General features: G+C 66.8%; 6 protein-coding genes. 1 reads left to right on the forward strand and 5 read right to left on the reverse strand.

Annotation, left to right across the window (positions count from 1 at the left end; genetic code table 11):
- Positions 1–191: 191 nt before the first annotated feature.
- Together SSA01S_RS03935 and SSA01S_RS03940 are read right to left on the reverse strand one after the other, a co-directional pair.
- Positions 192–512, reverse strand: coding sequence for a hypothetical protein (locus tag SSA01S_RS03935; protein ID WP_061779310.1), 321 nt, complete (start codon positions 510–512; stop codon positions 192–194).
- 201 nt (positions 513–713) lie between these two features.
- Positions 714–3,170 carry a S9 family peptidase gene (locus SSA01S_RS03940; protein WP_061779311.1) on the reverse strand — a complete coding sequence of 819 codons (2,457 nt, stop codon included), beginning with the start codon at positions 3,168–3,170 and terminating at the stop codon, positions 714–716.
- Between the two features lie 366 nt (positions 3,171–3,536).
- Here SSA01S_RS03940 and SSA01S_RS03945 point away from each other — a divergent pair, with 366 nt between their 5' ends.
- Positions 3,537–6,608: an autotransporter domain-containing protein gene (locus tag SSA01S_RS03945; protein WP_156477656.1), complete on the forward strand. Its 3,072-nt coding sequence runs from the start codon at positions 3,537–3,539 to the stop codon at positions 6,606–6,608.
- Between the two features lie 45 nt (positions 6,609–6,653).
- Here SSA01S_RS03945 and SSA01S_RS03950 read toward each other — a convergent pair whose 3' ends face one another.
- The 3 genes from SSA01S_RS03950 to SSA01S_RS03960 all read right to left on the reverse strand — a co-directional run bounded on the left by SSA01S_RS03950 (position 6,654) and on the right by SSA01S_RS03960 (position 12,524).
- Positions 6,654–8,699: a M13 family metallopeptidase gene (locus tag SSA01S_RS03950; RefSeq protein WP_061779313.1), complete on the reverse strand. Its 2,046-nt coding sequence runs from the start codon at positions 8,697–8,699 to the stop codon at positions 6,654–6,656.
- Positions 8,700–8,842: 143 nt separating this feature from the next.
- Positions 8,843–10,039 carry a multidrug effflux MFS transporter gene (locus SSA01S_RS03955; RefSeq protein WP_061779314.1) on the reverse strand — a complete coding sequence of 399 codons (1,197 nt, stop codon included), beginning with the start codon at positions 10,037–10,039 and terminating at the stop codon, positions 8,843–8,845.
- Positions 10,040–10,247: 208 nt separating this feature from the next.
- Entirely contained in the window at positions 10,248–12,524 is a 2,277-nt protein-coding gene (locus SSA01S_RS03960) for a glycoside hydrolase family 3 N-terminal domain-containing protein (protein ID WP_061779315.1), read from the reverse strand.
- Positions 12,525–12,599 lie beyond the last annotated feature (75 nt).

Raw genomic sequence — 12,599 nt, forward strand, 5'->3', positions numbered from 1 at the left:
TGGGCGCGCCATTTCTCTGTCCAGCCTGTTGACGGATGGGCATTGGACTCAATTTTCTCGACCGCGACGCGATACCCTTCACGGCCTTTCGCCATCGTCCCGTGCCTGCTCTGCCACTTGCTGGCGCGTCAGGTGTCTGCCCCCCGATTGGACGGTGTGATCCCGAACGCCGCAGGGTGGTGGACTTGGGGTCAGTTGCCTTCGGTGTCGACCGTGAAGACCACCGGCTTGCCGCGCGACATGGGTTCCCAACCCGCTGCCAGAGCGGCCCGCACGCAGCGCGAAATCGTTGCATCATCAAGCTGCAGACGACCGGGCGGCAAACCCCTCAAGAGCCGCTTGGGTGCCGGAAACTCGACCCACGCCTCGCGCTTGGTGTTTTGCTGAACCAGGGAAATGGTCATTCCCTTCCAGCCTTCGTCATCGGAAAGATGCGGCTCACGCTGGAGCCGCCAATCATATTGGTCGCCATCGACGTTGACCGTACCGGTGTTGCTTTGGGATTTTGCCATGCGGCGGCCTCTAGCATGCCAGCTCGATCCACGCACAATTTCGCTGTCGCCGCAGCCCGGCAAGCCCGACCATGAGCGGCGATCGTCTCGTCTCCAGCATCGAAAAAGGCGGCATTGCGTATCGGGTTGGACAGCAAACCAGCGCCACGACCAGCGTTTCTCGACTTCTCTACCATCACGCGTCGCGCGCCGTTGCGGTAATTACCGCGCGGCGGGCGGCGCAGCGGGGACCGGTGGCTTGACGTAGCGGTCGAGCCAGTCGGTCATCTGCCACAGCGTCTCTTCGGTCGACTCCAGCGCGCGATAGCCATGCGGCTCGTTGGGGAGGACGACATAGCGCACCGTTGCGCCATTGCCCTTTAGCGCGGCGTACATCCGCTCCGACTGGATGGGGAAGGTGCCGCTATTGTCGTCGGCGCCGCCATGGATCAGCAGGATCGGCGCCTTGATCCGGTCGGCATAGGTGAAGGGGCTCATCTTCGTATAGGTGTCGGTCGCCTGCCAATAGGTGCGCTGTTCGGCCTGGAAGCCGAAGGGGGTGAGGGTGCGGTTGTATGCGCCCGACCGGGCGATTCCCGCGCGGAACAACTTGGTGTGGGCGAGCAGATTGGCGGTCATGAACGCGCCGTAGCTGTGGCCGCCCACCGCCATGCGGGCCCGGTCGGCGACGCCCAGCTTGACGACCGCGTCGACCGCTGCCTGGGCATCGGCCTGAAGCTGCTGGACATAGGTGTCGTTGGCCTCCGCGCCGCCCTCGCCGATAATCGGCATGGCGGGGTTGTCGAGGATCGCATAGCCCTGGGTCAGCAGGAACAGATGGCTGATCCCGCGCGGCCGCACGAAGCGATTGCCCTGATCGACGGTCTGCCCGGCGACCTTCGCATCGGTATATTCGGCCGGATAGGCCCAGAGCAGCGTCGGCAGCGGCCCGTCGCGCTTCGCATCATAACCGGCGGGCAGATAAAGCGAGCCCGACAACGGCAGCCCGTCGGCGCGGGTGTAGGTGATCGTCCGCTGGGTCACGCCCGCAAAGACCGGTGCGGGATCGGTGAAGCGGGTGACCGGCTTCACGCCGCCGCCCTTTACGGAGCGGATCATGTAATTGGGGACCAGCGTCGCACTTTCGCGCCGGGTCAGGATGCGCCGTCCCTGATCGTCGAGCATCGCGACGACGCTTTCGTAATAAGGTGGCTTGGCCGTCCACAGCCGGGTCTGCTCACTGCCGCTGAGGGGCATCGTCGCCAGGAAGGGGAAGGCCCCCGCCTTGGTCGCGCCTTCGCCGCTGACGTAGACGGCGTCGTGCTTGGGCGTGAAGCGCATCACCGACTTGCCCGCCGCATTCTCCTCCAGGACCGGGCGGCCGGGGTCGCCATATTGGTCCTGGTAATTGCGGGTCAGCAGCATGCGGGTCTCGCCGGGACGGGCAGGGGACACCGCCAGCCGATGTTCGGTGCGCGAGCGCCATTCGCGGTCGACGACCATCGCAAAGTCGTCATCGCCCCACATCGTCGTGGCATAGCGGGCAGGGGTCTTTGCCAGTTCGACCGGCTCGGCAGTGAAGGGGGCCGCCTGCATCATCACCTTGTCGTGAAAGGCGATCTTGGCCTTGGGGTTACCGCCATCGAGTGCCTCGGCCCAGACCAGCGTGGCGGGCGCGTCCGAGCGCCATACCGCGTCCCGCGGGCCCTTGACGGTCGCATCGAAATCGACCGGCAGATCATCGGCGAGCGGCCGGTCGACCAGCGTCTTCACCGGTTGCCCCTCGATCGTGGCAACCGCGATTTCCGTTGGGAAGAAGCGCGCAGGAAGAAGATAGGAATAGGGGCGCTTCAGCCGCTCGGTCAGCAGGTAGCGGCCATCGGGCGAAATGCTGAAGTCCGCAATCAGCCCCGGCGCGCCGATGGCTTGGGCGGCGCCGGACAGGTCGACCCGGACGAGTTGGCCTGTGAAATAATAGTCGAACAGCGCCTCGTCATGCGCATCGCCGAGCAGGTCCTCATAGGTTCGCGCCGCCGATGTGCGGCCATGGCTTTCCTGTACGATCGGGCCTGCCGGGGTCGGGTCGGCGGCGGGCGGAGCGCTACGGTTAGGCGCGACCATATAGGCGATCAACGCGCGGCTGTCGGGCGTCCACATGAAGGGCGTGCCGAAGGTGCCGTTCAGCCCCTTTGCGATCACCCGGGCCGATCCGTCGCGATCGGCGACCCAAAGCGAGAGGCCGTTCGGCTCCTGCACGTAAAAGGCCAAGTGGGCGCCATCGGGCGACCAGTCCGGCGCGGCGAAGCGGGTGCCCTGGGGCAGCTTGACCGCGACCGTCCGGCCGCTCGCTACATCCTGGAAGCTGAGCGCGTTCAGCCATGCGACGCGCACCTCGGCCTGGCCGTTGGTGGCGGGGTCGATGCGGTATCCGCCCAGCCGCAGGATCGGCTTCGACAGATTGGCGATGGAGGGCAGGTTCTCGCGGCCCAGGATCGCCAGGGTGCGATGATCGGGGCTGAGCACGACCGCCGGGGTCGGCGGCGTTTCCAGTGCCTTCGCGATGGCGTCGGGCGCGCGGTGATAGGGGGTGCCGGGTGTTTGCGCCTGTGCCAGGCCGGGGGCCGTGACGGCCGCGCTGGTTGCCAGAAAGACCGAGACCAAACGAGTTCCGACGCGCATTCCCAACCCCTTGTTATAACGTGCAAAGGGGGTGTGGCATGCCCGCGCCGCCCACGCCAGACCCCGGCCGGGGAAATATCGGCTCGACCAAATCCTGCGTCGGAAGTTTTGCGACAGTTTGAGACATTTTGATACAAATATAGCATGAGAATATAAGAGGGAGGTTTCGCCAAAAATTGACATGATGAAGATGTAATCTCCAGATGTAAAATATATCAGCCTTTTAATTTGACGATCTATCGCTGCGATACTTAGGGGCGGGAATTGGTCTGGCTGTGTGGCGGGCCTGTATTCTTTCCAGGCGGATCATCCGCCGCAACACTGGGGTTCCGCGTGGCGCAAAGGGCGATCCATTACCTCTCGACCGTGGCCTTTGGTCTGATCGCCACCCCGGCGCTGGCCGATACGACCGTGGGCGGCGCGACCACCACGCCGCTCGCGACCTCGACCGCGGGGAATGTGACGATCGCCAGCGGCGGGTCGATCACGCCGGGCGGGACGGGAGCGGCCGTCACCATCGACAGCAACGCCACCGTGTCCAATGCCGGTTCGATCACGTCGAAAGACATCAGCAACAGCATCGGCATCCTGGCCAATCCCAGCGTCACCAGCGGGATCACCAACAGCGGCTCGATCGCGTTGACCGAAAGCTATACGCGCACCGACACCAATGGCGACAGCGTGCTCGACGGGCCTTATGCGCAGGGCTCGGCCCGGTTCGGCATCCAGACGCTGGGCGCGTTCAACGGCACGATCACGAATAGCGGCACGATCACGGTCAACGGCAACACCAGCGCGGGCATCGCGCTCGGCGGACCGTTGAACGGCAGCTTGGTCCATAGCGGCACGACCACCGTGTACGGCGATGCCAGCTATGGCATCGTTACCGGCGCGGTGAACGGCGACGTGACGCTGGGCGGTTCGATCTCCGCCTACGGCACGGGCAGCAGTGCGACGGTGCTGAACGGGCCGGTGTCCGGCGCGGTGAACGTGACCGCGACGATGGCGACCAGCGGCTATAGCTCGGTGACACTGCCGACCAGCGTGGCCAGCCTGACCGCGCAGAATCTGGCGCTGGGCGGCCCGACCCTGTGGGTCGCGGGCAATGTCGGCGGCGGCGTCACCATCGCGGCGGCGACCAGCACGACGACCAACGGAACGACCACGACGACGACGGCGGGCACGCTGACCAATTATGGCAGTGCGCCCGCGCTCCAGATCGGGTTGGCCGGCAGCGCGACGACGATCGGCGCGATTGCGGGTGACACCGGCGGTTATAGCGTCGCGATCAATGGCACCGCGACCGGCTCGGGCGTCTATGCGGGCAATGCGACCAATGCGGTGCGTATCGGCGGCCTGGGCGGCGCCACCGCCCTGACCGGCGGCATGGTCGTACGCGGCAGCGTCAGCGCGGCGTCCAATGCCGCCAGCGCGACGGGTATCTGGATCGGCAGCGGCACGACCGCACCCGCGCTCGACAATAGCGGCATCGTCAATGCCAGCGGGGCGGGCGGCGCGGGGCAGGCATCGACGGCGGTGCTGATCGACACCGGCGCCTCGGTCGGGTCGATGACCAACAGCGGCTCGATCACCGCGCTGTCCGCCACCGGCGCGACCAGCTATGCGGTGCGCGACCTGTCGGGCACGCTGGCGTCGATCACGAACACCGGCACCATCCTTGCCAATGGCCAGGGCACCCCGATCGCGATGGACTTGTCGGCCAATGCGACCGGGACCAGCATCACCCAGAATTTCCCGACGACCGGCAGCATCGCCCCTTCGATCACCGGCGCGATCCTGTTCGGCAGCGGCCCCGACAGCCTGACGATCAATGCGGGCAAGGTGGTGGGCAATGTCACCTTCGGCGCGGGCAGCAATGCGATGACGCTGGCTGGGGCGGGGACCTATAACGGCATGGCCGATTTTGGCGGCGGTGCCTCGACGCTGGGCCTGTCGGGCACCTCCTCCTTTACCGGCGGGCTCGCCCATGCGGGCAACACCGCCGTCACGATCAATGGCGGCACGTTGAACCTGAGCGCCACGGGAACGACGACGATCGGCGCGTTGACGCTGAACGGCGGTACGCTGGGCGTGACGGTGAACGGAACGAGCGGCACCGCCAGCCTGCTCGACGTCACCGGCACCGCGACGATCGGCACGGGGGCGCAGGTCGCGGTGCTGGCGACCGCGCTGAACAATGCGGTCGGCAGCTATACCGTGCTGCAGGCGGGCACGCTGAACGGTGCGGCCAATCTGGGGCTGGCCGATCTCAGCCTGCCTTATCTGTTCACCGGGACGCTCGGCGCGGATGCCACCGGCCATGCCGTCATCGTCACCGTCGCGCGCAAGAGCGCCGCACAACTCGGCCTGACCGGAGCGTTGGCGAGCGTCTATGACCCTGCCTATGCCGCCGCGCTGGGCGACGCGGCGGTGGGCGATACCTTCCTGTCCTGGAGCAATGGCACGCAGGTCGCGGCGGGGCTTCGCCAGATGCTGCCCGACGATGGCGGTGGCAATTTCGATTCGGTCAGCCTGTCGTCGCGCGCGCTCAACCGCATCCTGGCCGATCCCGAAATGCCGCCGCTGCGCCACAATGGTTATGCGGGCTGGTTGCAGCAGGTCGCCTGGGCCGACCGCAAGGGTACGGGCGGCAGCGCGGGGTATGACGTCAGCGGCTGGGGCCTGACCGGCGGCGTGGAACATGGCCTGGGCGGCTTTGGCCGGGTGGGCGTATCGGTGGCCTATCTGATCGGCATCAATGACGCGGTCGACAATGCCGACGCAATGACCAGCCAGGAATATAAGGGCGGCTTGTACTGGCGCGGCCAGTGGGGCGGGCTGCACGCCTTTGCGACCGGCATGATCGGCGCGATCAGCTTCGACGGTAACCGGACCTTCAACGGGACCAGTGGGGGCAACGCCTTCAGCCGCACCGCCAATGGCCGTTCGCGCGGGCGGACCTATGACGCGGCGGGCGGCCTGTCCTATCAACTCGATATCGGTCGCCTGTACCTGCGGCCCCAGGCGACGATCGACTATGTCCGGCTGAACCAGAATGGCTATGCCGAAACCGGCGGCGGCGCGGGCTTCGACCTGATGCTGGCGGGGCGCAGCGCCTATGAGACGGGCGTCAACACGACGCTGGCGCTGGGCTATAACTTCCGCAAGCCCGATCCCGAGGACGGCGGCTTCCTGCGCGTCGAGGTCGAGGGCGGCGACCGCGCGCTGCTCAACAGCCATATGGATGCGACGGTGGCGAGCTTCGCCGGCGGCAGCGACTTCGCACTGACGCCCGAGGCGCGCAAGGCGGGCTGGCTGGGCAATGTCCGGCTAAAGGGCGGCAGCCGCTATTTCGCCGTCAATGTCGATGTCGGAGAAGAGCGCCAGCAGGACCATACCGGCGTGGCGGGCAAGATGGGGCTGACGCTCGCCTTTTGATGCGGCTCGTCCCGGCCCGCCCAGACGGCGGGCCGGGGGACCTTGTTACCAGACGTGGACGCGCTTTTCGGGCGGCAGGTACAGCGCCTGGCCTGGCTGGACGTGGAACGGCGCGTACCAGGCGTCGAGGTTGCGCACGGTCAGCACGCGCCACGGGGCGGGCGCGTGGACATCGGTGGCGATCCGCGCGCGCAGCGCCCGGTCGCGCATCTTGCTCCGCCAGCCTTGGGCAAAGGCCAGGAAGAAGCGCTGGTCGCCGGTCAGCCCGTCGATGACGGGGGCAGGCTTGCCGCCCAGCGAGGCCTTGTATGCTTCATAGGCGGCGGTAAGCCCCGCGACATCGGCGATATTCTCGCCCAGTTCCTGTTCGCCGTTCAGATGCAGGCCGGGCAGCGCCTCATAGGCGCTGTACTGCGCGACGAGCGCCTGGCCCGCTTCCTCGAACCGCTTCAGGTCGGCGGGCGTCCACCAATTGTGCAGGCGGCCCGTCGAGTCGAAATCGGCACCCAGATTGTCGAAGCTGTGGCTGATCTCATGCCCGATCACCGACCCGATCGCGCCGTAATTGGCGGCCGCGTCGAACTTCGGGTCGAAATAGGGGCTCTCCAGGATCGCGGCCGGGAAGTTCAGTGCGTTCTGCAGCGGCAGGTTGACCGCGTTCACCGTCTGCGGCGTCATCCACCATTCGCTGCGGTCGACCGGCTTGCCCAGCTTGCCGAGATGATAGCGGTACATGGCGAGGCGGGCGCGCTGGGCATTGCCGACGGGGTCGTCGGCGCGCACCGCGAACTTCGGGTAATTCCACCAATGATCGGGATAGCCGACGCCGACCTTCAGCACGGCCAGCTTGCGCCGCGCCTCCGCCTTGGTTGCGGGCGCCATCCAGTCGAGCGCGGCGACGCGCCGGTCGAAGGCACCGACGATGTTCTTCACCATCGTCTGGATCTCGGTCTTGGACGAGGCGGGGAAATAGCGCTGGGCATAGATCTTGCCCACCGCCTCGCCCAGCGCGCCGTTGACCGCCGCGATGCCGCGCTTCTCGCGCGGTTGCTGGGCGGGCGTGCCGGTCAGCGTGCGACCGTAAAAGCCGAACGAGGCGTCGTCGATCGCCTTGGGCAGGACGCTCGTGACCTGATTGATCGTGTGGAAGGCCAGCCAGTCCTGCCAGCTTTGCAGCGGCTCGCTGGCGACCAGCGCGGACAGCTTGGTGATCGCGTCCGGCTGCCACGCGATGAAGTCGCGCTGCCCGGCGGGAAGGCCCGCCGCCGTCCAGAAGGCGGTCCAGTCCAGCCCCGGCGCGCGGGCGTCGAAATCGGCGCGTGTCCAGGGATTGTCGCCCTTGTGCGCATCCTGGCTGGCGATGATGTCGGTCTGGGCGGCGGCGATCTTCGTCTCCAGCGCGAAGACGCGGGCGGCGCGCCCTTGCGGATCGGAAAGCCCCGCCAGCTGCATCAGCTGGGTAAGATAAGCCTGATAGGCGGTGCGGATCTCTGCCATTTCGGGCTTGTCGGACAGGTAATAATCGCGGTCGGGCAGGCCCAGGCCGCCCTGCATCAGATAGGGGACGTTGCGTGTCGGCTGGTTCAGGTCCTGGCTGACGAACAGGCCGAACAGGTCGTTGGTGCTGGCGTAATTGTTGTTGTTGAACGGGTCGGTATCCGACCGCATCGCCGCACCAATCGCGCGTGACAGGTCGCTTTTGTTCTTGATCGCGGCGATGGCGGAAAGGCTCGCCTGGATCGGCGTCAGCCCGCGCGCCTCGATACCGTTCGTGTCGGTATAGGCGGCGTAATAATCGGCGATCCGCTGCTGGTCGCTACCCGGCGCGCCTCTGGTCGCGGCGGCACCCTTGATGATCGCGGCGGTGCGGGCCTCGGCGCGCAGCGACACGTCCAGCCCGACGCCGATCGACGAGCGGTCGGCGGGGATTTCGGCGGTCTTGCGCCAGCCGCCATTGGCATAGGTGTCGAAATTGTCGCCCGGCTTTACGCTGGGGTCCATATAGGCCTTGTCCACGCCCGGCAGCGAACCGGTCTGGGCGATCGCGGCGGTGGTGACGAGTAGGGCGGCGGCAAAGGCGAAGCGCTTCATGAGTGTCCCGAAATCCTATGGTGCTGCCGGTGATGGAGAACCCGCGCTCGGATCAAGTCAAGTGACGGGCTTGTCATCAAAGCGCGAATGACGCTCTAACTCTTCCTCCCCTTCCAGGGGAGGCAGAAGTCCGAGACGTCGACCTATCCCGCATGGCGGGCGCGGAACAGCTGGCGGTCCTCGATGAGATAGACGAGCGTGAGCACGCCGAGCCCGATCGCCAGATAGCCGATCGCCAGCGGATAGGTGGTGCCGTTATAGGCCTGGCCGATCGCCGAGCCGACGATGACGGCGCCGACGCTGGTGATGAAGCCTTGGATCGACGAGGCAGTGCCCGCGATATGGCCGACCGGCTCCATCGCCATCGCCCCGAAATTCGATCCGCACAGGCCGATGCACGTCATGCTGAGCGCCTGGAACAGCATATAGGTGATCAGCGTCTCGTGTCCCGCCGCGATGACACCCAGATGCAGCACCGACAGCGCGATCAGCCCCAGCACCGCCGACTGCGAGATCAGCCGCGTGCCCAGCCGCTCGACCAACCGACTGTTAGCGAAGGACGCGCAGCCCATGGAAAAGGCGCACAGCGCGAACAGGATGGTGAAGCGGTCGCCTGCGCCGAACTCGTCGACGAAGATCTGCTGTGCCGAGGAGACGAAGGCAATGACCCCGCCAAAGGTCATCGACGCGCACACCGCATAGCCCGCCGAGAAGCGGTTGATCAGGGTCAGGCGATAGGCGTTCTTCAGCGACGCCAGCGACAAAGGCGAGCGTCGCGCGACGGGCAGGGACTCCGTCAGGCGCAGCGCCGACCAGGCCAGCACGAAGGCGGCGAAACCGGCCAGCGCGTAGAAGATGAACCGCCACGGCCCGAAGCCCAGCAGCACCTGGCCCAGGCTGGGCGCCATGATCGGCACCAGGAAGAAGATCATCTGCGCGATCGACAGGGTGCGCGCCATCTGGCGGCCCGAAAACCGGTCGCGCACGATCGCCACCGCCAGCACGCGGGTGGAGGCGGACATCAGCCCCTGCAACACCCGCGCACCGAGCAGCGCGGCAAAGGTCTGAGACCCCGCCGCAAAGATGCTGGCGCCCACGAACCCGGCCAGCGTCACCAGCAGGATCGGCCGCCGCCCATAGCGATCGGCGAGCGGGCCATAGACCAGCTGACCCGCGCCGAAGCCCAGCATATAGACGGTGATGATCCATTGCCGGTGGTTGGCGGTGGCGATCCCCAGCTGGCGACCCATATCGGCAAGCGCCGGGAGCATCAGGTCGACGCCCAGTGCGTTGACCGCCATCAAGGCCGCGATGAAGGCGACATATTCGCCCGCGCGCATGGGGGCGCGTTCAGTCTGATCCGTCATGATGGTCCGTCTAGGGATGCCAAGTGGCGGTGACCATGGCTAAATCCCGAAAGACGATCGACATTTATGCCCCCCCACTCCCCTTGATAGGGGAGTGGGTTAGCTGGGCTTCCTAAACGGCATTCGGGCCTTCGCCGGAAGGGGGTGATGCGTTCTGCGACGCCCCCTTCCGGCGGCGAATTTACTTCACCAACTCGAACGTCCCGTGCGCGCCGTCGGCCTGCGCCGAGGGCGCGATCCACACGTCGAAGGTGCCGGGCTCGACCGTCGGGCGCAGGTCGGTGCCCAGGAATTCGAGCTGCGCACGGGTCAGGGTGAAGCTGACCCGCTCGCTCTTGCCTGGCGCCAGCGCGACCTTGCGGAACGCCTTCATCTCGCGCACCGGCCGGGTGATGCTGGCCACCCGGTCGCGGATATAGAGCTGGACCAACTCCTCGCAGGCCCGCGTGCCGGTGTTGGTCACGGTCGCCGATACGGTAATCCGCCCGTCCCAGGCCAGGCTGGCGGGCACGTCGGCGGCGTCATAGGTAACCTTGCCGTAGGTCAGCCCGTGGCCGAACGGATAGAGCGCGGCATTGGGCGCGGTCCGCCACTGCGTCTTGTAGGGCACGCGCGTGCCAGCGGGGGCGGGGCGGCCGGTTTCCTTGTGCGCGTAATAATAGGGTTCCTGCCCGCTTTCATAGGGAAAGCTCAGCGGCAGACGGCCCGAGGGGCCGACCTTGCCGAACAGCACGTCGGCAATGGCATGGCCGGTTTCCGATCCCAGGAACCAAGTGACCAGGATCGCGGGCGCGTCCTTGACCGCGCCCTCCAGCGCCAGGCCGCGACCGTTCTTGAGGAGAACGACGATCGGCTTGCCCGTTTTCGCCACCGCCTCGGCCAGCGCCATTTGTGGCGCGGGCACGGTGATCGAGGTGCGCGACTGCGCCTCGCCCGACATGCTCTCGCTCTCGCCGATCGCCAGTACCACGACATCCGCGCCCTGCGCCGCCGCGACCGCCGCCTCGATCCCGCCGGGTAGCGCGTCCTCGACGCCCGAGCCCGGCGTGACGGTCACATTCTTCGCGCCAGCCGCGCGCAGGCCGGTCACCAGATCGATCGCCTGGTTGTTATCGCCATACACCACCCAGGGGCCGTTCAGGTCATGCTGGCCGCTGGCAAAGGGACCGATCAGCGCGATCTTGCGGGCGGGGTCGAGCGGCAACAGGTCGCCGTCATTCTTCAGCAGCACCATCGATTTCTGCGCCGCCTCGCGCGACAGGGCGATGGCGGCCTTGGTCCGCGACCGCGCGGTTTCGCGCTTGCGGTCGATGCGGCGGAAGGGATCGTCGAACAGGCCGAGCATCTGCTTGACCGCCAGCACGCGCCGGACCGAGCGGTCGAGCACCTCTTGCGGCACCGCGCCCTCACGCACCAGGCTGGGCAGGTGGAGCGCGTACAGGTTCGACTGCATGCTCATGTCGACACCCGCCAGGAAGGCGATGCGCGCCGCGTCCTTGCCATCCTTGGCGAAACCGGCGGCGATCATCTCTTCGTCGCCGGTATAGTCGGAGACGATGATGCCGGGGAATTTCCACTCGTCGCGCAGCAACTGCTTCATCAGCCAGGGATTGCCGGTCGAGGGGATGCCGTTGATCTCGTTGAACGAGGCCATGCCGCTCATCGCGCCCGCGTCGAACCCGGCCTTGTAGGGCGGCAGATAGACTTCGCGCAGCGTCCGCTCCGACATGTCGACGATGTTGTAGTCGAGGCCGCTCTCCGCCGCGCCATACGCCGCGAAATGCTTGATGCAGGCCATCACCGCATCGTCGGCGGCCAGGTTCTTGCCCTGGAAGCCCTTCACCCGGGCGATGGCGAACAGCTGGCCCAGCATCGGGTCCTCGCCCGCGCCCTCCATGGTGCGGCCCCAGCGCTGGTCGCGCGCGATGTCGACCATCGGGAAGAAGGTCCAGTCGATGCCCGCACCCGCCGCCTCATAGGCCGCCATGCGCGCGGTGCGCATCGCCAGGTCGGGGTCGAAGCTGGCGGCCTCGGCGACCGGCACCGGGAATATGGTGCGATGGCCGTGGATCACGTCGGCGGCGAAGATCAGCGGGATTTTCAGCCGCGAATCGCGCATCACCGCGCCCTGCATCCGCCGCGCCATCTCCGCGCCGTTGCCGTTAAATACGCCGGTCAGCTTGCCCGCGACGGCATCGGCCAGCTGCCCCTCGAAGCTGGGGCCGTTGGACGGCGGGTTGAGCGCGGTGGCGACGCCGCCGCCCCAGGCGGCTGCGTTCAGCTGCAACTGCCCGGCCTTTTCTTCCAGCGTCATCTTGGCCAGGATCGCCTCGACCGCAGGCGACAGGGTGGCGCCATCGGCCTGCGCCAGCAGCGCGCGGGCGGGGCTGGCCGCCCAGGCGGCGACGGTGCCCATGCCCAGCAGCGCGGCGCGGCGCGAAATGGTGTTGTCGGACATCGGCCTTCTACTCCCCTAAACCACGGCGAACGTTCGGACGTTTCGCATTACAGCATGGATGTTGACGCTATTGTG

This window comes from Sphingomonas sanguinis NBRC 13937 (genome assembly GCF_001591005.1).
GTDB lineage: Bacteria > Pseudomonadota > Alphaproteobacteria > Sphingomonadales > Sphingomonadaceae > Sphingomonas > Sphingomonas sanguinis.

Coding starts and splice junctions, on each gene's coding strand:
- SSA01S_RS03960 (WP_061779315.1), bottom strand. CDS start 12,524: ATGTCCGACAACACCATTTCGCGCCGCGCCGCGCTGCTGGGCATGGGC.
- SSA01S_RS03940 (WP_061779311.1), bottom strand. CDS start 3,170: ATGCGCGTCGGAACTCGTTTGGTCTCGGTCTTTCTGGCAACCAGCGCG.
- SSA01S_RS03955 (WP_061779314.1), bottom strand. CDS start 10,039: ATGCGCGCGGGCGAATATGTCGCCTTCATCGCGGCCTTGATGGCGGTC.
- SSA01S_RS03950 (WP_061779313.1), bottom strand. CDS start 8,699: ATGAAGCGCTTCGCCTTTGCCGCCGCCCTACTCGTCACCACCGCCGCG.
- SSA01S_RS03935 (WP_061779310.1), bottom strand. CDS start 512: ATGGCAAAATCCCAAAGCAACACCGGTACGGTCAACGTCGATGGCGAC.